The 21,648-nt window shown below is 45.4% G+C and carries 22 protein-coding genes; 5 read left to right on the forward strand and 17 right to left on the reverse strand.

Features of this window, described 5'->3' with window-relative positions:
• Positions 1-2: 2 nt before the first annotated feature.
• The 3 genes from purF to C805_RS26560 form a co-directional block, all read right to left on the reverse strand.
• Complete coding sequence (gene purF, locus C805_RS22490) at positions 3-1,421, reverse strand: amidophosphoribosyltransferase (RefSeq protein WP_016216337.1); 1,419 nt, start codon at positions 1,419-1,421, stop codon at positions 3-5.
• 222 nt (positions 1,422-1,643) lie between these two features.
• A complete protein-coding gene (locus C805_RS22495; protein WP_016216338.1) occupies positions 1,644-3,401 on the reverse strand; it encodes an ammonium transporter in 1,758 nt (585 codons plus the stop codon).
• Positions 3,402-3,437: 36 nt separating this feature from the next.
• On the reverse strand, positions 3,438-3,602 hold the full coding sequence (locus tag C805_RS26560; RefSeq protein WP_022751429.1) for a hypothetical protein: 165 nt from the start codon (positions 3,600-3,602) through the stop codon (positions 3,438-3,440).
• Positions 3,603-4,047: 445 nt separating this feature from the next.
• Here C805_RS26560 and C805_RS22500 point away from each other — a divergent pair, with 445 nt between their 5' ends.
• A complete protein-coding gene (locus tag C805_RS22500; RefSeq protein WP_016216339.1) occupies positions 4,048-5,259 on the forward strand; it encodes a glutamine synthetase family protein in 1,212 nt (403 codons plus the stop codon).
• Positions 5,260-5,291: 32 nt separating this feature from the next.
• A complete protein-coding gene (locus C805_RS22505) occupies positions 5,292-5,876 on the forward strand; it encodes an ANTAR domain-containing response regulator (RefSeq protein WP_016216340.1) in 585 nt (194 codons plus the stop codon).
• A 39-nt stretch (positions 5,877-5,915) separates the two neighbouring features.
• Here the strand turns inward: C805_RS22505 and C805_RS27625 are convergent, their stop codons facing one another.
• From C805_RS27625 to C805_RS22520, 4 genes are all read right to left on the reverse strand, one after another.
• Positions 5,916-6,224, reverse strand: coding sequence for a DUF4368 domain-containing protein (locus C805_RS27625; RefSeq protein WP_081640369.1), 309 nt, complete (start codon positions 6,222-6,224; stop codon positions 5,916-5,918).
• 170 nt (positions 6,225-6,394) lie between these two features.
• A complete protein-coding gene (locus tag C805_RS22510; RefSeq protein ID WP_016216341.1) occupies positions 6,395-7,078 on the reverse strand; it encodes a DUF2461 domain-containing protein in 684 nt (227 codons plus the stop codon).
• 18 nt (positions 7,079-7,096) lie between these two features.
• Positions 7,097-7,948, reverse strand: coding sequence for an RNA polymerase sigma factor (locus C805_RS22515; protein WP_016216342.1), 852 nt, complete (start codon positions 7,946-7,948; stop codon positions 7,097-7,099).
• A 110-nt stretch (positions 7,949-8,058) separates the two neighbouring features.
• Positions 8,059-9,651 carry a DEAD/DEAH box helicase gene (locus C805_RS22520; RefSeq protein WP_016216343.1) on the reverse strand — a complete coding sequence of 531 codons (1,593 nt, stop codon included), beginning with the start codon at positions 9,649-9,651 and terminating at the stop codon, positions 8,059-8,061.
• A 238-nt stretch (positions 9,652-9,889) separates the two neighbouring features.
• On the opposite strand from C805_RS22520, the gene C805_RS22525 reads away from it, so the two are divergent.
• Positions 9,890-10,555 (forward strand): PAQR family membrane homeostasis protein TrhA, encoded by a 666-nt coding sequence (locus C805_RS22525; RefSeq protein ID WP_016216344.1) that lies wholly within the window; start codon positions 9,890-9,892, stop codon positions 10,553-10,555.
• A gap of 97 nt (positions 10,556-10,652) precedes the next feature.
• Here C805_RS22525 and C805_RS22530 read toward each other — a convergent pair whose 3' ends face one another.
• From C805_RS22530 to C805_RS22545, 4 genes are all read right to left on the reverse strand, one after another.
• A complete protein-coding gene (locus C805_RS22530; protein ID WP_016216345.1) occupies positions 10,653-10,922 on the reverse strand; it encodes a GIY-YIG nuclease family protein in 270 nt (89 codons plus the stop codon).
• A gap of 224 nt (positions 10,923-11,146) precedes the next feature.
• Positions 11,147-12,586, reverse strand: coding sequence for a hypothetical protein (locus tag C805_RS22535; protein ID WP_016216346.1), 1,440 nt, complete (start codon positions 12,584-12,586; stop codon positions 11,147-11,149).
• A 208-nt stretch (positions 12,587-12,794) separates the two neighbouring features.
• A complete protein-coding gene (locus tag C805_RS22540) occupies positions 12,795-13,583 on the reverse strand; it encodes a M23 family metallopeptidase (protein ID WP_016216347.1) in 789 nt (262 codons plus the stop codon).
• Between the two features lie 122 nt (positions 13,584-13,705).
• Positions 13,706-14,638 (reverse strand): SpoIID/LytB domain-containing protein, encoded by a 933-nt coding sequence (locus tag C805_RS22545; protein WP_016216348.1) that lies wholly within the window; start codon positions 14,636-14,638, stop codon positions 13,706-13,708.
• Between the two features lie 187 nt (positions 14,639-14,825).
• On the opposite strand from C805_RS22545, the gene C805_RS22550 reads away from it, so the two are divergent.
• Together C805_RS22550 and C805_RS22555 are read left to right on the forward strand one after the other, a co-directional pair.
• Complete coding sequence (locus C805_RS22550) at positions 14,826-16,178, forward strand: putative DNA modification/repair radical SAM protein (protein WP_016216349.1); 1,353 nt, start codon at positions 14,826-14,828, stop codon at positions 16,176-16,178.
• 14 nt (positions 16,179-16,192) lie between these two features.
• Entirely contained in the window at positions 16,193-16,987 is a 795-nt protein-coding gene (locus C805_RS22555) for a TIGR03915 family putative DNA repair protein (RefSeq protein ID WP_016216350.1), read from the forward strand.
• Here C805_RS22555 and rsmA read toward each other — a convergent pair.
• From rsmA to C805_RS22585, 6 genes are all read right to left on the reverse strand, one after another.
• Positions 16,984-17,847, reverse strand: a complete 864-nt coding sequence (gene rsmA, locus C805_RS22560) for a 16S rRNA (adenine(1518)-N(6)/adenine(1519)-N(6))-dimethyltransferase RsmA (RefSeq protein ID WP_016216351.1) — start codon at positions 17,845-17,847, stop codon at positions 16,984-16,986. The genes C805_RS22555 and rsmA overlap by 4 nt on opposite strands.
• 122 nt (positions 17,848-17,969) lie before the next feature.
• A complete protein-coding gene (locus C805_RS22565) occupies positions 17,970-18,509 on the reverse strand; it encodes a hypothetical protein (RefSeq protein ID WP_016216352.1) in 540 nt (179 codons plus the stop codon).
• Positions 18,472-19,461 (reverse strand): ABC transporter ATP-binding protein, encoded by a 990-nt coding sequence (locus tag C805_RS22570; protein WP_016216353.1) that lies wholly within the window; start codon positions 19,459-19,461, stop codon positions 18,472-18,474. Before C805_RS22570 ends, C805_RS22565 begins: the two co-directional genes overlap by 38 nt.
• A gap of 119 nt (positions 19,462-19,580) precedes the next feature.
• Positions 19,581-19,955, reverse strand: a complete 375-nt coding sequence (locus tag C805_RS22575) for a GntR family transcriptional regulator (protein ID WP_016216354.1) — start codon at positions 19,953-19,955, stop codon at positions 19,581-19,583.
• Between the two features lie 32 nt (positions 19,956-19,987).
• On the reverse strand, positions 19,988-20,704 hold the full coding sequence (locus C805_RS22580) for a hypothetical protein (protein ID WP_016216355.1): 717 nt from the start codon (positions 20,702-20,704) through the stop codon (positions 19,988-19,990).
• A 58-nt stretch (positions 20,705-20,762) separates the two neighbouring features.
• The gene (locus tag C805_RS22585; RefSeq protein ID WP_016216356.1) at positions 20,763-21,608 is read right to left on the reverse strand and encodes an ATP-binding cassette domain-containing protein; all 846 of its coding nucleotides are present in this window, start codon (positions 21,606-21,608) and stop codon (positions 20,763-20,765) included.
• Between the last annotated feature and the right edge of the window lie 40 nt (positions 21,609-21,648).

Raw genomic sequence — 21,648 nt, forward strand, 5'->3', positions numbered from 1 at the left:
TCTCAAACCCGTTCAGACAATTTCCTTTCAAAACGGTCCTTACATAAATTTGCCGGGATTTTCGTGGGATATTTTCCCTGAAAGCAGGCAGCACAATAGTCTTCACTGTCTATCAGTTTATTCAGTTTCTCTACCGGCAAATATCCCAGAGAGTCTGCTCCAATCATACGTGCAATCTCGTCCACGCTATGATGACATGCAATCAGTTTTTCTTCCGAATCAATATCCGTTCCATAATAACAGGGATATAAAAATGGAGGCGCGGAAATTCTCATATGGATCTCTTTCGCTCCGGCATCACGCAAAAGATTTACAATACATTTGCTGGTTGTCCCTCTGACAATGGAATCATCAATCAGTACAACTCTTTTTCCATTGATTACATTCCTGACAGGGTTCAGCTTAATCCTGACTTTGTCCAAACGTTCATTTTGTCCTGGAGAAATAAATGTCCTTCCAATATATTTATTTTTTATCAACCCAATCCCATAAGGAATTCCTGATTTTTTCGCATACCCCAATGCGGCATCCAATCCGCTGTCGGGAACTCCAATCACAATATCCGCGCATTTGGGATAACTCTCTGCCAGTAATTCTCCGGCTTTCATACGGGATTCATGCACAGATATGCCATCTATAACAGAATCCGGCCTTGCAAAATAGATGTATTCAAAAATACAGGTTCTTTGGTTTTGTTTTTCACAGTGTTCTCTCCTTGATTCCACACCGTTTTTTGTAAACACCAGAATCTCTCCCGGCAGCACATCACGGATAAATTCTGCTCCTACCGCTGACAATGCACAGCTTTCGGATGCAGCCACATATGCCCCGTCTGCCATTTTTCCATAACAAAGCGGCCGGAACCCGTATGGATCTCTTGCCGCAATCATCTTTGTAGAAGAAATCAAAACCAACGAATAAGCGCCTTCCAGTAAATTCATTGTATTGCTGACTGCTTCCTCTATACATGGTGTCCTAAGCCTTTCTCTTGTAATCACATAAGCGATGGTTTCCGTATCGCTGGTTGTATGGAAAATTGCTCCCGATAATTCCAGATTGTCGCGAAGTTCCAAAGAATTGCTCAGATTTCCATTATGCGCCAGCGCCATCTTGCCTTTCTGGTGGTTGACTTCAACAGGCTGGCAGTTATTTCTTGTATTTCCTCCAGTTGTTCCATACCTTACATGTCCCACCGCCATATTCCCCATCGGGAAATGAGATAATGTATCTTTAGAAAATACTTCACTGACAAGCCCAAGATCTTTGCAGGAAGAAAATGCACCGTCATCATTCACAACAATTCCGCAGCTTTCCTGTCCTCTGTGCTGCAGGGCATATAGCCCATAATAAACAATGCCTGCAACATTTTCCTTTTTTGTACCTGTCACTCCGAATACGCCGCATTCTTCATGGATAGCCATAACTTTATTTCCTCCTGTTATATAGAGTATTCTGCTCATAAGTCGCAGCTGCAGTTCTTCGCATGCTCCGGTGCAGCCCCAGGAAGCAGGGGATTTGTACCCACAGGGCACTTACCCTCGCGGCTTTCGCCAAATATCCGTGTAAGCGCCGCTTCCTGGGACGGCTTTTAAATTCCGGATGAAACCGCCATTGCAATATTTAGTTTCCATCTGTCCTGGCTTTTACTCCACATCCTGAAGGGCGTCAAATCCTTCTTCTCCGGTTCTTACTTTCACTACATTTTCTACATCATAGACAAAAATTTTTCCATCTCCAATATGCCCTGTGTAAAGTACTTTCTTCGCTGTTTCAATCACTTTACAGATCGGAATCGCGCTAACTACAAGATTCACCTGTACTTTGGGAAGAAGATTCGCCTCTACCTGTACGCCGCGATAGTACTCCGGTTTGCCTTTCTGAACCCCGCATCCCAGGACATGGGATACTGTCATACCAGTAATTCCCAACTTCATCATTGCATTCTTTAAAGCTTCAAATTTGGATTCCCTGCAGACAATTTCAATCTTTGTAAGTTTCGGAGTTCCTTCTTCAAATGCAGGAACTTTCTTAACCGGAATCGCTTCTGCAACCGGGATATCACCGGATACCGCAACAAAATCAGTTCCTTCTTCAATATACTCCGGAAGCATTGCAAAACCTGCATACGCAGAAGGAAGGCCATGTTCTGCTGCATCAAGGCCAGCCATTTCTTCTTCCCTGTCTGCACGAAGGCCTGTAATTGCTCTGATTACAAGGAATGTAATAGTTATGGTAACTGCTGTCCATACTGCTACACTGGCAAAGCCGATAAACTGAAGTTTCAACAAGTCAAACCCACCGCCATAAAACAGACCAGTTAAAGTTTCTCCCGAAGCATTTGCAATACTGTATCCGGGAGCCTTATCTGTAGCAAATAATCCAACTGCAAGTGTACCCCAGATCCCATTCATGCAATGCACGGCAACTGCCCCGACCGGATCATCAATGCGAAGTATATGGTCAAGAAGCCACACGCCAAACACAACCAAAAGGCCTGCAACTGCTCCAATCACAATTGCACCAAATGCATCCGTCACATCGCACGGTGCTGTGATTGCAACAAGCCCTGCCAACGATGCATTCAAGCACATGGAAACATCCGGTTTTCCATATTTGATCCATGTAAAGAGCATACATACAACAGTTGCAGCCGCAGGTGCGACTGTTGTTGTCAGGAAAACAGAACCAAGTTGTGCAATAGAAGTTGCAGCCGCACCATTAAATCCATACCATCCGAGCCAAAGAATAAATACCCCAAGCGCTCCGAATGCTATGCTATGTCCCGGAACTGCATTTACTTTCACAACTTTTCCACTCGTATCTCTGGTAAACTTTCCGATACGGGGACCAAGAATTTTTGCACCAATTAATGCAGAAATACCGCCTGTCATATGGATCGCACAGGAACCGGCAAAATCATGGAATCCAAGTTGCGCCAGCCATCCTCCTCCCCATATCCAGTGTGCTTCAATTGGATAGATCAAGGCAGAAATTACACCGGAATAAATACAATAGGACAGAAATTTTGTACGTTCCGCCATTGCACCGGATACGATGGTCGCCGTTGTGGCACAGAATACAAGGTTAAATACAAAACTTGAAAAATCAAACTCCGCATATGCAGTAAACAAATCAAATCCCGGTCTTCCGATAAATCCCCACAGGTCTTCTCCCATCAGTAAACCAAAACCAATCAGTATAAATACTACGGTTCCAATACAAAAATCCATCAAGTTCTTCATAATGATATTTCCTGTATTTTTTGCCCTGGTAAAACCCGCCTCTACCATTGCAAAACCTGCCTGCATCCAGAACACCAATGCAGCGCCAATTAAAAACCAGACTCCGAACACTTCGGCGGATACTGTTTCCTGCACAAATGCTTTCATAGCTTCTTCCATATCTTCTTCCTCCAATCAGAAGTTAAATTTATCAACTTATTTTACGCCAAAGAGTAAATCGCCATAAATTGGAAATGGCCAGTATTTCTTTGCCGTCATCGTTTCTGCCTCATCACAGGCAACTCTTAATTCTCCCATCTTTGCCATATCGCTCATGGTATTTGCTTCAATTGTCAGTTTTGCCGATAAATTTGCTTTCATCACTCTGTCATCGAATACTTTACATCCAAAAAATCTGATACATTCTTCATAATCCTGCTCCTTTCAATTTGAAAATAAAAAGACAGGGATAGCTTTCATGGCGCTTTTCCCTGCGCCGCAAAAGACTCCCTTGCCTTTTATCCCAAATTTTATGTATTTTCACTGAAAAGTAAAAAGCGTCTCTGAGAACTTTCCCTCAAAGACGCCCTTGCCTTTACGTGTTGGATAATACACCCTTAAAAATCATTTGTCAATCCTTTTTTTATTTTTTTATCGTGTCAAAAAATATTGACAAAGCGCTTCATCTGTTGTACTAATATAAATTAGTGTGAGCAAAGGCGTTCATTTTCAGAGTAGAAATCACCTGCCCTGGTAGTGGATAATTTTGCTTTTTTTGATTTATTCTGAAAGATATGCAGCAAATTAAAAGAAAGTAGGTAGGCTTATGAAATATTCCAAAGAAGAGGTCATCCAATATGTACATGAAGAAGATGTAAAATTCATCCGCCTCGCCTTTTGCGATGTATTCGGCAGGCAGAAAAACATATCCATTATGCCACAGGAACTTTCCCGTGCTTTTGAATATGGCATCGCCATTGACGCATCCGCCATAGCTGGTTTTGGCGATGAAAACCATTCTGATCTGTTCCTGCATCCTGAAGCAGACACATTGACGCCTCTGCCATGGAGACCGGAGCATGGAAGTGTAGTAAGAATGTTCTGTCACATTACTTATCCGAATGGCAAAATATTTGAATGTGATACCCGTTCTATTTTAAAAAACGCAATTCAAAAAGCAAAACTTTCCGGACATCAGTTTTTCTTTGGCGCAGAGCAGGAGTTTTACCTGTTCATGTTGGATGACAATGGAAATCCAACCAAAGAACCTTATGATAACGCAACTTATATGGATATCGCCCCGGAAGACAAAGGTGAAAATATTCGCCGCGAAATATGCCTGACTCTGGAGCAGATGGGAATACAGCCGGAAAGCTCACATCATGAAGAAGGACCGGGACAAAACGAAATTGATCTTCGCTATTCTGATCCTCTGACCGCCGCAGACAACGCCATGACGTTTCAGACAGTTGTAAAAACAATTGCCCGGCGGAATGGCCTTTGCGCTGATTTCAGCCCGAAACCATTGGAAAACAAACCAGGAAACGGCTTCCATATCAATATATCAGTCAAATCATCTTATGATGCAGACAATGTGAAATACCTGATTGCAGGGATTTTGGATAAAGTCGCTGATATGACAGTATTTTTAAATTCAACTGAAAGTTCCTATCGTCGTTTTGGCAGCAACAAAGCGCCAAAATATATTTCCTGGTCCAGCGAAAACCGTTCACAGCTTGTAAGAATCCCTGCAGCTGTCGGCGAATACCGTCGTGTTGAACTGCGTTCTCCTGATCCGGCAGCAAATACTTATCTGATATTTGCCCTGATAATCTATGCCATTCTTGATGGGATTGAGAATAAACTGGAGCTGCCGGCTCCTGCGGATATCAATCTGTATAAAGCAGATGTAAATACCCTTGCCAATTTTAAACAGCTGCCCTGCAATCTTAAATCTGCCTGTGCGATAGCTGCAAACAGCAATTTTATCAAAAAAAACATACCGGACGCTATATTAGACATCTACTGTAATAAATAATTTAAGCCAAAGAAAAAAGAAGGAGGTGCAAAATGAGTTTAAGAGAACGGGTTTACAGTATACTCATTGTGTCTGCAACAGATAAATTCACCTCTGCCTTTGCCGACCTGCTTCCCGAAACAAGATATTCCCCGCTCCATACTGCTGCCAGTGTCAACGCCGCCGAACGGATACTCGCTGAAAAAACATTTGATTTTGTCATTATCAACGCGCCTTTGCCTGATGATATTGGTGTTCGTTTTGCGATTGACACCAGTACCAGTAAACAATCTGCTGTGCTGCTTTTGGTAAAAAGCGATGTACATGCCGGAATTCACGACAAGGTTGCTGAATACGGTGTGTTCACGCTGTCAAAGCCAACATCAAAGCCAACCATGATACATGCTCTTAGCTGGATGGAAAGCGCCAGAGAGCGGCTGAGACAATTTGAAAAGAAATCCCTGTCTGTCAAAGAAAAAATGGCAGAGATCCGTATTGTTAACAAGGCGAAATGGATTTTAATCAGCGAATTAAAAATGAATGAACCCGATGCTCACCGTTATATCGAGAAACAGGCAATGGATCGCTGCATTACAAAACAAACCATTGCTGAAGAAATCATTAAGACTTATATGTAATGTCCCCATAAAAGCGTTTGCCACCTCCTGCCAGATACCCTATTGCCAATCAATATTTTGGCAACAGGGTATGCAGAAGGGGAGCCCGCCAGTCCAGGGCGCCATGCCACACAGCGTATTCCATTGGATGATTTCTTCATCTGTTGGATTATCTGCAATCCTCACACAGGAATAGCAGATGTCAGTGTCCTGTGTCCGTTTCCCGTATTTTTTCTCGCATTCGTGGACCAGGATTTTATCCACAAAGGTATTTAAGGTTTCGGGCGTTAGCTCGTCAATACGGGTGTATTTCCTGGTGACGGCTATCAGCCTGATATCCATCTGACAGCTTGTAAAAACGTTCGTCATTCAGCTTTTAAGGGAAACTTACTCGTGGTCTCACTTAAAATCCCAATTGTCAAACTGAATTATACCATAATCTGCTTAATAATAACACTTTTATATTTACAAATATAAGGCAGTCGCATCATCTGCAATGGGGCTGCCTGCTGTATTTTACTTTATTCTGTTTTCTGATTTTACCGCTCCGGCATCTGGAAGCCTTTCAGCGCCAGGTTCAGGCAGTCGTTAAAGGGCTTCATCTTCCGGAACATGGAGACTGCAAGTGTCAGAAATTCTTCTCCGTTTTGGATTATTTCATCTTTCAGCGGATATTCCAGGTACCAGCTTTTATATTTGAGAAATTCTGCCTGGGAGTGTTCTTTGTCATAACCGCGGGGCACATTTTTCAGGGCAGCACCCTGAACCTGAAAATTCTCCTGAAATTCTTTCTGACAGATGACTTCTTCCCATTCCTGCGGATGTTCCTGAATATAATCCCGCACCAGTTTTGTGGCGTCTTTGAACATATCTGCAAAAAGGCCTCCTCCCAGGAAGGACTGGTTTCCAGGCTTTATCATAAGATAATATCCCACCGGCACCGGCAGTTTGCCCTGAGGTCCGATATGGGCCCGGAAGGAGGGATTATAAGGGGATTTGTCATGGCTGAACCTGGTGTCCCGCACCAGCTTGAAGGTCAGGCTTTTGGGTTCATGGTGCAGAATACTGCTGTCAAATTCTCCGATTTTCAGTATAAGTTCCTGCAAAAATTCCTCAAACTCTGCATTTGCCTGCCGGTATGCTTCTTTATGGGCATGATACCACTCCCGGTTATTGTTCTGGCTTAATTCCTTCAGGTAATCCAGTATCAACGATGTATTCATTTTTTATTCTCCCTTCTCCTATGAATTTTTCACTATGTTCAGTGAAGCCGAATCCAGAAATTCCCGTACAAACTTTTTGAGATGCTCCGGAGATTCATAAGATTTACAGAAAGAAAATTTTGCGGCCAGACCGTCAATCTCTTCCATGGCTTCTTTTACGTTCTGCATTTTTTCTTCCGGAATGATTCCCGCTGATACATAGTCGAGACTGGCCGGATTAATTCTGTGATTCTGAATGGCATAATTCACCCGGTCTCTGCATTTACATGTTCCTTTTCCGTATTCTCCGCAGTAGGTTTCCAGAAAATCTGCCACTTTCTTTCGGACTCTGGACAGTTTCTGGCGGTAGGCTTCCGGCGTCATATCCAGAAGATCTCCGGCTATCCGGCTGTCTGTCCGGAACATGGTTCCCAGCACAAAAATGCACCTGCTCTCTGTATCAAGACACTGAAGCAGTACGTTGGTGCAGGCCATTTTCAGTTCTTCTTCCAGAACCGCCTGTTCCACATTCTGACTCAGATCCGGAATATCCTGCAGTTTTCCGTTTTTGATATCGTCACCATAATATTCAAAGCTCAGGGGATAATTTGCAAACATATGTTTTTTGTAGTCTTTCAGATGGTTTACTGCGATACGGAATACCCAAGTGGAAAATGCGCTTTCTTTCCGAAAAGACGACAGATGAGTAATCACTTTCAGTATAATATCCTGTGACGCATCCTCCGCATCTGCAAAAGTTCCCAGCATTCGCAGAGACAGATTAAAAATCAGATCCTGAACGCTGGAAATCACGGTTTCCAGAGCTTCTTTGTCCCCGGCAACTGCCTGGTCAATCAAAAGGGACAGTTCTTCATTTGTTTTATTTTTCATGTTTTTTACCTCCTGTATAATCAGACGCGCTGCGTCCGGTTCTGTGACAGGAAAACCCCGCCAAAACAAATTTTTCATCATCTGTTCTGACGGGGCACCCCCTGTATTATTTATTTCTGATTTGCAGGCTCAATATTGATGCTTTTTCCTTTGATCTTGGAATTGGTCATGGCCTGCAGCACTTCTTTTCCATATTCCCGCGGTACTTCCACAAAGGTATACTTATCGTACATATCGATGGCTCCCACCAGTTTTCCGGGCATACCGGACTCTCCGGCAATGGCTCCCAGAATATCTCCCGGTTTCACATGCTGCTTTTTCCCGATATTGATAAACAGCCGCACCATGCCTTCTTCTGCGCCTGTATCGCCGAATTCATAATTTTCCAGACCGCTCTGGGCCTTTTCTTCTTCTCCCAGAAGGGCCAGCTTTAAGAAAGCCGCTGCAATGTCCATGGCAGTGTAATCGGCCTCGTTTACCTGAGATTCAATCATATTTACCATGGAGGTCAGGTCTTCTTCTTCGATTACAGTTCCGATGTGATCCATGATTTTCTCCAGTTTTACCTGCACCACATCTTCCATGCTGGGCACTTTCTGGGCCAGAATCTTGGTTTTGCAGTAACGCTGGATGTCTTTTAACTTGTAGACTTCTTTTCCTTTTACAAAGGTAAAAGAGCGCCCGGTTCTGCCTGCCCGTCCGGTTCTGCCGATACGGTGTACATAATATTCGTCATCCTGGGGAAGGTCAAAGTTAAAGACAGCTTCCACGTCATCCACATCAATTCCTCTTGCAGCCACATCAGTGGCTACCAGAATCTCCGTGTTGCCGTTGCGGAAATGATTCATAACCCTGTCGCGCTGCATCTGTTTCATATCTCCGTGGAGTCCTTCCGCAAAGTAACCCCGGCCCTGCAGTGCGTTGGTCAGTTCATCCACCATCCGTTTGGTATTGCAGAACACAAGGGAAAGTTTGGGATCATAGACATCCAGAAGCCTGCTCAGGACTTCTACTTTATCTTTGCGCTTAACATCATAATAATACTGTTCGATGTTCGGAACCGTCAGCTCTTTTTTTACTACTTTAATGGTCACTGCGTCTTTCTGGTATTTTTTGGTAATATCCAGAATGGGTTTCGGCATGGTTGCAGAAAACAGCACCGTCTGCCTCTCCTCCGGGATATATTCCAGAACTGTCTCTATGTCCTCCCGAAATCCCATGTTCAGCATTTCGTCCGCCTCATCCAGTACGATGGTATTTACTTCCTCGCACTTGATGGTTCTGCGCCTCAGGTGATCCATAATTCGTCCTGGTGTTCCGATGATGATCTGAGCGCCGCCTTTTAAAGAGCGAATCTGTTTTACAATATCCTGTCCGCCATATACAGGAAGCACTTTCACACCGTGCATGTATTTTGCAAGACAGCGGACTTCCTCCGCCACCTGGATAGCCAGTTCTCTGGTGGGGCAGAGAACAATAGCCTGGGTACTTTTGTCATGGGGATTCACCTTCATCAGCAACGGAATTCCAAATGCCGCTGTTTTTCCGGTTCCTGTCTGTGCCTGTCCGATTACGTCCACGCCTTCCATTACAATGGGGATTGCCTTGCTCTGAATGGGCGTGGCTTCCTCAAATCCCATCTCCTGGATTCCTCTTAATATCTGAGGATATAAATTTAATTCGTCAAATCTTACTGTTTCCATATAATTCCTTTCATCTCTCACACAAAGTCTGTTGCTAATCATAGCAGAGAAATGGGCTATTGTCAAATTATTTTCTAAAATATTCCTCATCTTATTGACTTTACCCTCTTTATGGTGTAGTATCTGTTTATGGTCAATGTAGTTTTTAATACTATGTAATCATATTTTCATTACTTTTACATATACTATAACTGTCGATGACATACTTAAGATGTTGCAAAAAGGAGGATATGTTATTATGAAATTCAAGTTGAAAGACCCAGGAAGTTCCATTACCCATTTTATCGGAATGCTGATGGCTCTGTTTGCCGCCACTCCGCTGTTAATCCGTGCTTCCATGAATCCGGACATGGTTCATGTGGCTTCTCTTTCTATTTTTATTATAAGTATGATTTTACTTTACGGCGCCAGCGCCGCCTATCATGCACTGGATTTATCTGAAACAACAAACCGTATCCTGCGCAAACTGGATCATATGATGATTTTTGTGCTGATTGCCGGAACCTATACGCCGGTATGCGTAATTGTTCTGGGAGGCCGGACGGGCTATGGTCTTCTGGCTCTGGTCTGGGGCATCGCCCTTGTGGGAATCCTTGTAAAAGCCTTCTGGATTACCTGCCCGAAATGGTTTTCTTCTATATTATATATTGCCATGGGCTGGGTATGCGTACTGGCCTTTACCCAGATTATTACCTCTCTTTCTCCTCAGGCATTTGGCTGGCTGCTGGCGGGAGGTATTATTTACACCATCGGAGGTGTCATATATGCCCTGAAACTGCCGATTTTCAATTCCAGACATAAAAATTTCGGCTCCCATGAGATTTTTCATCTGTTCGTTATGGGCGGCAGTGTGTGTCATTTTATTATGATGTACTGTTTTGTGGCAAATATGCCTCTTCTCTGATTTTGTATTCTATAGGAAATCCGGAGGAATTTCCTATAGAATACAAAAGGGACAGGGATTTTCCCTGCCCCTTTTGTATGACTCCGGCAATACCATATCACTTTATAACGGAAGCCTGTCCATGGATCAGGGCTTCTTTTTCTTTTCGGGTAAGTTTTTTAATCCAGGCTTCCCGCTGCATGGCTTCCTGCCTGGTCTCATGTTCTTCCATATACATGAGTTTCACCGGGCCCCGTCCTCTGGTGTATTTGGCTCCCTGTCCCGCATTGTGCCGCTCCAGCCTTTTTTCCAGATTATTGGTCCATCCTGTGTACAGGGTACCGTCGCTGCACTGTAAAATATAAGTAACATTCTGTTTTTCTTTCATTCTGTCTGTTGGCTCCTGTTATGTACAGAGACTGCAGGCAGTCTCCTGTATGCAAAGCAGCACGTAACGCTGGTATGTTTTCCGTGGTACATGGGCATAAACCGATCTCCGTTTAAAGTATAAAAAAATTTCATTCCGGAATGATGAAACCGTGCTGCGGATTGTCGCTTTCCTCTATACTCTATGTTATGAAAAACATGGAAATCAGTGCCTGTTTTGCCCGGTTAAACTTTCTGAATGCGGCATACAATGGTTTTTACTGCCTCTGAAGCCGCATTGGCAGATGCACGTCCGTCACCGGGCGTTTTTCCCAGTGTAATCATATACCTGCCATCTCCGTGAAAATACAGTTTGTTATGTTTCCTGTCTTTGCTGATAAATCCCAGTTCCTGCAATCTTCTTTTGTCTTTGGCATTCAGCCTGCCCACCCTGCTTAAGATATCTTTCAAATCCGTTTCCAGGATTTTCCCTTTTCCTGTAATTTCATTTTCCGCTAAAATTGCCTTTAACACATGATAAATTCTCCAGCCCACCTGATTGGGATCATCATCCATCTGTTTCTTTTCCCGCTCCAGCAGTTCCAGAATCATATCTTTGATTTCACCTTCAAAAAATTCCGTTTCACTGCATGAAAATACAATATCTCCTGTCTGCCCGCCTTTCCTGTTCTGCAGTGCATGTTCGTAATACTGCACCTTGCCTCTCAGTTCATTTGCCTCTGCTTCCAGTTGCCCACATTTATCCTCCTTTGATTTTACTATTTCTTCCATTGACTTCAATATTTTTTCAAAGGCTTCTCCCAATCCCTTATTTTCTTCCTTATACTGCTGGCTCTTTTCCAGCAGTTTCTGATATTTTATGGTTTCCCAGGTATATTTATCCTCAACCTTCACCTGAGAGAGTCTCCTGCATACAGCATCTACAATGTCATTTCTGAACGTATTGGACTTACTGAATGCCTCAGGGATTATCCTGTTGCCCACCTTGTCCGTATAATAAATATGTACTGCTCCGTTAAAGGGATTTTCCCCTCCCGTTCTTTTCTTCAGCTCTGTCGTTATGTCCGTACTTTCCTCCACCAGTACATGGGCTGTCCCCGCCAGATCTTTTGCCAGTTCCTCTGTATCCAGAATGGTTGTACTGTCCATAAACCGTTTGGTAACATATACCACCGGCAGCAGATATTTTGTTCTTCCGCATATCACATCTTCCGCCAGATTTATATTCTGCCTGGTAATCAGAACTTCCTTATCTGAAATCAGCAGCCTGTTATCTTCTGCTCCGTAGCCTGCCCGCAGTATCTCTTTCATCAGCCTTGGACGATGGAACCGGTGGGGCACAATGCTTTCCTTATCCATGGCGTCCCGGTTCAGACGTACAAACAGCAGATTTCTGCCATCGCTTTCTGTAAAGGTAAAATCACTGGTCCAGAGAATATCGCCGTCCCTGTTTTCCAGCCGGATTGCCATGGTTCTGTTATCATTTGACACAATCAGGGAAAATTTCTGTTTTTCACATTCCCGTTCATAGAAATCTTCCCCGTTCCAGACAAGATTTCCAAATCCATAGTGCTGGCTCTTATTTACCCATTCAAAAGCAAGCTCTGCCATTTTCTCTTTCGTTAATTCTTTTTTCACATAAAACATTGTTGAAAATATTACCATGCTCCCGCTCCTTTGTATTTTCTGTCCTGTTTCAGATAAAACCGGACTGTTATCCTGTGTTTTTCCAGGTTCATTTGTTTCTTTTTTGTATTTTAGCATAAAAAAATCTGTTATTCCATAAAATTTCCGGAGTTTCTCCGTCCCTTCCGCCAGAAAAAAACTGCCGCACCATTGACGGTTTCATCCATGATGCAGCAGTTTCCTGTTCTTATTCCAGATGTTCCATGGGATTCACCGGCGCACCGTCTTTCAGAAGCTGAAAATAAAGGTTTGCGCCTTCCACCGAATAATATTTAGTGGGCTCGTTCACATAGCCGATAATTTCACCGCTCTCCACATAGTCTCCCTGATTTTTGGGAATTTCCTTTAACTGTCCATACCGGGCGCTGTAACCGTCTCCCAGATCCACAGTCATGGTAATTCCTGTCTCTTCACTGGTCTCAATTGCAGTTACCTTACCGGAAGCCACCGCATTAACCGGCGTATTGACTTCTGCCTGAATAATCACAGCGGGATTGTACTTATACTGATCCAGCGTTGCAAAATATACCGTCTGATCCATATTATAATTCAGGATCACATTTCCCTGCAGAGGCCAGCTCAGATCCGCTGCCGCATCAAAATGAAGTTCCGGTTCCACCGGACTGCTTACTTCTGATACCACCTCAGGTTCATCCATAAAATTATCTTCCTGGGGTTTAATCATATTAGAGACTTCTTCTGTGGTTTCTTCCTGTTCTCTGGCTTTGATTTTTGCTTTGGCTTCAGCGGCTGCTTCTGCTCTGGCCTGTTCCTGTGCCGCTTTCATCCGGGCTGCATCCTCTTCTCTTGCCTGCTGCACCTGAGCTTCTCTCTCTTTTGCCAGCTGAGCTTCCTGTTCCCGCTCCTGCTGCGCATAGTACAGTCCAGTCATTCCAAAAGCTGCCACAATCATAATCACTGCTGCCACAATATAGGATTTCCGGTTAAAAAATGCTGCAAATTTTTTATTTCTCATCCTGTCACCTTCCATTTCTGTTTGATTTTCCTTCTTATTTTTGCCGGAAAAACTGGTATTATACAGGATTTATGAGAAAATTTTACTTCACTTTTTCAAATGGAACACCGGAAAACTTCCCCTCATTTTTCCTCAATGGAAATATCTTTATAGTAGTATTCCAAAAGGGCTTTATAATCTTTTCCTTCTTTTGCAAGGGCATTTGCCCCATACTGGCTGAATCCCAGGCCATGTCCCAGGCCTTTTGTGACAATCCGCACCTGGTTTTCCACCTCCTTCAGATAAAAACAGGAAGAATTCAGCTTAAAATGATTTCGAAACTCTTCTCCTGTTATGGTCTGTTCTCCCACTGTTACCTTTGTGGCATAATCACCGGAATCCCGCTCTGCCACAACCACAGACTCAGCGATTTTCTCTGCTTCTCCCTGAAATTCCGGACAGATTTCTTTCACCTTTTTTAAAAATTCCTCTTTTTCCAGAAAAATCACTTTCAGAAAATCAGGAGAAGGGATGTCCATGCCGCTGTCCACACACTCCAGATAGGGCTCATCTTCTCTCTGCAGAGCCTCCCTGGCACTGCGGGTCTTTCCCGCGCTTACAGCATGAAAAGCAGCCTGAATGGGATTTTTATCATAGCAGAGAATTTCACCCCTGGTAGCCTCTGCAGCAGCCGTCAGAATCCGGTAATTTTCCTCGAATCCATCCTGGCCCCAGAGTTCCAGCATTTCCTCCCTGGACATGGATTCCGGCAGAATTTTTTCCTCCGTGGCCAGCGCGGCCGTCAGTTCTGTCCTGGCAATTACGGTCTGAGCTTTGATGGTCTCCATCTGATAGTCCAGCGGAATTTCTTTAGCCACAATTCCGGTGAGATATTCTTCCACATCCAGCTCCTCATCTCCCGTTTCCATTACCTGAGGGGTATTTTCCCCCAGCACATCTCTGAGTTTTTCCCTGTCCGGGCCTGTCTGATTATTCTGAAACAAAAGGGTTACAATATACGGTACCGTGAGAATCAGCACACAGACCGCCAGAAACGTTTTTATTTTTTCTTTCAAAACAGCACCCCCTTTTCTGACTATATGCCGGAAAAGGAAAAATTATGAGCTTCTCATCCCCATAGCCCAGGCCTTCTGAAATTTACAAACAAACGTTCTTTTTCTGTTGCTTTTTCCTTTCTCCTGTGTTATGATAATTACAGAACATGAGTTCTTTCATATTATTCAGGACTGGAGGGGTTCTCTTATGAATTTACAGAAAAATACAGATTTGCTGGAGAAACTGACCATCCTGTCTGACGCGGCCAAATATGATGTGGCCTGCACCTCCAGCGGCATTGACCGTAAAGGCACCAAAACAGGCATTGGGAATACCATCGCTCCCGGTGTCTGTCATACTTTTTCTGCAGATGGAAGGTGCGTCTCACTTCTGAAAATATTATTTACCAACGAATGCATTTTTAACTGCGCCTACTGTCTGAACAACTGTACAACAGATGTAAAGCGCGCCGCATTCACCCCCGATGAGATCTGCACCCTTACCATGGAATTTTATCGTCGGAATTACATTGAAGGGCTGTTCCTGAGTTCCGGTATTATGGTCAGCCCCAATTATACCATGGATCTCATCTATCAGACCATTTTCAGGCTCCGCCGAATCCATCATTTCAACGGCTATATTCATGTGAAGTCCATTCCCGGCGCTGACCCCGCCCTGATTGAACGGACGGGATATCTGGTGGATCGTATGAGTATCAATCTGGAACTTCCCACAGCAGACAGTCTGCGGCAGCTGGCTCCCTGTAAATCCCGGACTACTATTTTAAAACCCATGCGCCAGATTCAGAACCGTATCACTGACAACAAACAGGAGCTGATGGTTTACCGGGAAACGCCCCGGTTCGTCCCGGCCGGCCAGTCTACCCAGATGATTATCGGCGCCACACCGGAGAATGATTTTCAGATTATGAGCGTGGCAGAAAGTCTCTATCAGAAATTTCAGCTCAAACGTGTCTTTTACTCGGCCTTTGTAAATGTAAACGGCAACTCCATGCTGCCTGCTCTGCCCGGCGGACCCCCATTGCTTCGGGAACACCGGCTGTATCAGGCAGACTGGCTGCTGCGCTATTATCATTTCCACGTTTCGGAGCTTTTATCGGAGGACCGTCCGGATTTTAACATTTTTCTGGATCCCAAATGCGACTGGGCTCTGCGCCATCTGGAATATTTCCCTGTGGAAATCAACAAGGCCTCTTATCAGACGCTGCTGCGGGTGCCCGGCATTGGCTATAAATCTGCGGAACGGATTGTAAAAGCCCGCAGAAGAAACCGCCTGTCCTTCGACGACCTGAAGAAAATCGGCGTGGTATTAAAGCGGGCTCTGTATTTTATCACCTGTTCCGGAAAAATGATGTACAACACCAAACTGGAAGAAAATTATATCTGCCAGAACCTTATGCGGGACAAAACCCAGATTCCAAAGGATATCCGGGAAGGCGGCTACCAGCAGCTCAGTTTCTTTGACCAGGATATGCGGGCGGACTTTCAGCTGACAGACGCTCAGATTATCCCTCCCGGACAGCGGATTGTCTCCCTTTAGAAAGGACGGTATTTATGTATATATTTCTCTGTGAAGACAGCATTGACGGTATTTTCACCGGAGTATATGACGCCTGGGCCAGCAGATACGGTCATGGGAATATTTCCCTTACTACCTGTCCGCCGGATAACTACAGTCTGTTCAGCGAATACATTACGGTGCAGACGGATTATGAAAAAAGTGAAAAGGTGGCCCGCACTCTGCGCAGCCGCCTTGGAGAAGAAACTTATACGGAACTCTGTCAGGCTGCCTCTTCCCTGGAGGAGCACAGCCGTAAAGCAGACATGAACAAAGCAGAAGCTATCTACCGCACCATTGTTCTGGCACTGGCTCTGGAAGACGGCAGCAAAGTTCTGAATTATCTGGGAGAACCTTATGTAAACCGGGTATTCCGGCTTTCCAGAAGCACCGGCAACGAAGCCCATCACCTGTTGGGATTCCTGCGGTTTCAGGAACTGGAAAACGGACTTCTTTTCGCCCGGATTCATCCCAGGAACCATGTACTCCCTTTCCTGGGAGAGCACTTTTCCGACCGCCTTCCCCAGGAAAATTTCATGATTTACGATGCCGCACATAACCAGGCCGCCCTCCACCCAAAGGGAAAGGGATTCTTCCTTACGGATACCAGAGAACTGGATCAGGAAATGATTCACCGTTATTCTCCGGAAGAACTGGAATATCAGAAGCTCTGGTGCGGATTTTTTGACAGTATTGCCATTGAAGCCCGGATTAACCCCAGACTCCAGAACCAGAATATTCTCAAACGGTTCCAGCAGGATGTGATTGAATTCAGTTCCAGGCAGCGTTAAGACTCTCCCAGCAGGTTACTGAGCGCCGCAAACTGCTCCAGTGTCAGGGCTTCTCCCCGGATATCGGGCGCAAGCCCCATGGTCCCAAGGGCATTTACAATCTGCTGTTTTTCCAGATTCAGCTCTGCACCATTGTTCAGACCGTTTACCAGTGTTTTACGCCGCTGGTTAAAGGAGGCACGTATCATCCGAAACATCAGGCTTTCATCCCTGACCTGCACCGGGTTCTCTCTGTGCCTGGTAAGACGTATCACAGCGCTTCCCACCTTAGGCCGGGGAATAAAACAGTTGGGCGGTACGTTTGCCACAATTTCCGGTCTGGCATAATACCGGACTGCCAGAGAAAGCGCTCCGTAATCTTTCGTTCCGGGCCCCGCCTGCATACGCTCTGCCACTTCTTTCTGAACCATAATCGTGATACTGTCCACCGGGACATGGCTTTCAAATAATCCCATAATAATGGGAGTTGTAATATAATAAGGCAGATTTGCCACTACTTTTATGGGCCTGCCCTGATTCTTTTCCTGCGCCAGACGGTTAATGTCCACTTTCAGGATATCTTCATTCAGTACCTCTACATTTTCATATGCACTTAAAGTATCCGCCAGAATGGGGATCAGATTCCGGTCTATCTCCACTGCTGCCACCTCTCTGGCATTTTCGCAGAGATACTGGGTCATGGTTCCGATTCCCGGACCGATTTCCAGTACAAAATCCTCCTGCGTAATCTCTGCCGCCTGGATAATTTTCTCCAGAACTCTGGGGTCAATCAGAAAATTCTGTCCGAACTTTTTCTGAAAATTAAAATTATATTTCTGTAATACCGCAATGGTATTCTGTGGTTTTCCTAAATCAGCCATTGTTACCTTCTTTCTGCTGTTGTCTGTTTTAACTGCCTGCCCCGCCGGCCATTTCCAAAAATTTCTGCCAGTTTCTGAAACCGGCATGGCGGCATATGGAGCCCTTTCTGTTCCAGAGCCTGTCAGTAAAGTATCCTGCACAGCCCTGTTGTTATCGCCATTCCCCCTGATAAAAATACGGGAAACAGGAACAATGCCCGTTCACCTGCCGCAAGCAGGCCCAGGAAACTGAGAAAAAACCAGATTCCGCTTACTGCGGTGCACAAAAGGATTCCTCCCGCTGTACCTGGTGCAATTTCCTGACGAATCAGCATTCTGCACAAAAAGCCAAAGACCTGCATTCCAAGCTGAAACCCGAAAATTTTTCCGGCCGATACCGCTATTGCCAGCAGATATTTCTTCCTGTCCACCGGAAAGTAACGAATCTTCTCATACATGGAGCGCCAGTGTTCCTTTTCCCATCTGGTATAAGACACCATCACACCAAGGAGAAATACCATCATGGTCAGGGCTGACACCGTACATATAAACAGGGGTTCTTTATAATCTGCTGAAAGAAGCAGCTGAAAATAAAGGCTTTCCCCCAGAAACAAAAGCATAAATCTGGCTCCCACAGGCCTTCTGTCAAGCTCTCTTATGTTTTCCCATGTTCTTTTCCCCATCTCCGCCTCCTTTTGTCATATGATACATCCACCAGGACAGGTCCGTATCCTCGCAGAGAATCCCGCTTTCTGTTTCTTTCAGCCAGTCCCGCGCCAGACCGTATTTTCTGTCGTACAGATCTTTCCTGTTTTCCGGTATCTGCTGCCGGTCCAGCAGAGCGTCAAATCCCACGCTGCTCACCTGAATTCCCACGATTTCCGGATAATTCTCATCCCGGAGCTTTCGGCCCATTTCCGGGCTTCCCTTTATCCTGCAATAACGGGACAGAAGATGCTCCACAGAGTCTGTGTAGAGGATCTCTCCCTGTTCTATCAGGGCAATCCGGTCAGCCACCTGCTCCAGATCTGAAGTCAGATGAGAGGAAAACAGTACGCTGAGCTGTTCTTCTTCCACTGCTTCCTGCAGCATGCCCAGAAATTCCTTCCGAAAAACCGCGTCCAGATTTCCCGTGGGCTCATCCAGCAGTAAAAGCCTGGGCCTGTGCGCCATGGCAAAGGCGAACTGGAACTTCATCCGGCTGCCCTGAGACAGCCATCCCAGCCGTTCAGACTTATCCAGGCCGCAGACAGACAGCCATCTCTTCCATCTCTCTTCTGTAAAATCCGGGTAAAACCTTCCGAACACCAGTCCGTTTTTCCAGAGGCTCTCTGTTTCCAGGAACATGTGTTCATCCAATACAAACCCGGTCCGGGCCTGCACATCTGTACGGTTTTTTCTCATATTCACCCCGTTTAACCAGATGTTCCCCCTGTCTGCAGAGGTATGGCCTGTCAGTATCCGGATGGTAGTGGTCTTTCCGGCCCCATTTCTGCCCAGCAGGCCCAGAATATTTCCCGGCGGTATTTCAAAGGAAACATTTTTCAGCCGAAACCGTCTGTATTTTCTGGAAAGTCCCTCCACTTTCAGACCATATGAACTGCTGCCTGTGTGACCCGCCTTTAGCTTTTCCATTCTCTCCTCCCTTTCAGGGCTGTTATGGGATATTACTGACTGCCGCCTTTACAGCTGCCGGTTCCTCCGGCAGCTCCTCAGCTCCTTCCTGCTCTCCCTGGCAGAAGGTCAGCCCCCGGTTACAGTTCCTCAAACAATACCTCTATATAGTCCGTCATATCCTCTCTGGAAAGTCCGGCTTTTTTCCACTCTGCCGCCAGCCTGCCCAGTTCTTCTTCCAGCATCTGTATCTTTTTTTCTCTGAGCATACCGGTATTCTGGCTGGATATATAGAAGCCTTTTCCTGCCACCGGATAAATCAGTCCTTCCTGTTCCAGTTCTTCATAGGCCCGTTTAGTGGTAATCACGCTGATCTGCAAATCCCTGGCCAGAGAACGGATGGACGGAAGAGCCTCTCCTGCCTGCAATTCTCCCGCAATTACCGCATCTTTTATCTGACGGACAATCTGCTCATAAATTGCCAGATTACCTGTATTGGAAATTATAATTTTCATGATGCAGTCCCTTCCTGTTCTGATTCAGACTCTTACAGTTCATCGTAGTACAGACTGGCATCGGCAGTCTTCCGGTAAAAATACCCGATTGCCAGAAAGCTGATCAGATAATTCAAAGCCGGCAATATGGATGCCGGAATACTCCAGAACCCGCCGGTTGACACAAGATTAATAAAAGTAATTCCCACATCCAGAGACTGTACCATAATGGAACATCCCGGCCATTTTGTCCCGTCGTTCCTCTCACTTCCCTTTATGGGCTGCACCGTTGCAATCTGACAGGAACTGAGGCCCAGACTTACCGGTATTGCTTTCGCAACTATATCCCACCAGAATTTTTCTGCCCTCTGGTCTGCACAGGCAAACTCTGCCGATGCAATCAGCAAAAGAATCATACTCACCCAGGCCATTTTCCGTATCTGCATGGCAGCAAATTCCTTTCTGCCCACAGGAAGCAGGTACGTCAGCCTGTGATTCTGAAGACTCATCATAATAATCAGCCCTATGTTGCTAAAGCAAAGACTGATCATCAGCCGATCTGCCAGTTCCCGTCTGTTCTCTGCCCCTCCTGCAGCCGGAAGGAATCCCACGATAATTCCGGCCAGAAACAGTGCAAATGCAAATTTTCCACGAAAAGTATGCAGGGAACCACGGATTTCCACAAGAATCTCCCGTCCTGTAAACAGAAATTTTGCTGGTGTAAAATTTCCTGTTTTCTGATTCTGACAGCATGTTTCTATACGATTCATTCTCATCCCTCTTTTCTCCCGGTGCTGTTTACAGTACCGGCATCACCCAAACCATCTGTCAGAATTTTCCATCCAGATAATATATCAGGTCTGCCAGCCCAGGACGGGACACCTTCACATCCACCCACAGTTCCCGGCCATCTTCCTGAACCAGCCCCTCCTCATAATATTCCATCTTCCGTCTGCCAATCAGACGGCTGTTAAGATAATCCATCTGCACCCTGCTGCCGCGCACAATTTTGTACTGTTTTTCCAGTTCCGGCATGGTCAGGGAAAAAATCTGATGACCTTTGGACAGCATGGTAACCGCATCTGCATACTGTTCCAGTTCCTCCGTCAGATGAGTGGCAAAAAGAATACTGCAGCCACCTTTCCGTACGTCATACAAAAGATTCATCCATTCCCGGCGAAACACCGGGTCCAGACCTGACTCCGGCTCATCCATCAGAATCAGGCCAGGGCGGTGAGCCAGTGCAAAAGCAAGCTGGAACTTCATATAACTGCCCTTTGACAGTTTTCTGAGATTCTGCTTCACATCCACATCGAACTGTCTGCAGTATGCCAGAAAATCATTCTGCACATATTTTTCATAATATCTTCCATAAATGGCTCCCGCATGTTTTACAGATAAATCCAGCCGGAAGTAATCATCGTCAAAAATAATTCCCAGTTCCCCTTTACACCGTTCCGGTTCCTGTTTCATACTGACTCCCTTCAGCCACAGGTCGCCCTGACTGATACGGGAAAGGCCGCAGATCATATGAAACAATGTTGTCTTTCCGGCTCCGTTTCTGCCAATTACTCCCATTAGCATTCCCGGCTCCAGTGTCAGATTGATATCCCGCAGCCAGAAGGTGGTTCCACGTTCTGCCCCGGCACCTTCGATTCGTAATACTGGTTGCATGAGTACCTCCCTTCTTTCTGCAGAAACAAAGTGTGCATAT

The organism is Eubacterium sp. 14-2, from assembly GCF_000403845.2.
Classification (GTDB): domain Bacteria; phylum Bacillota; class Clostridia; order Lachnospirales; family Lachnospiraceae; genus Petralouisia.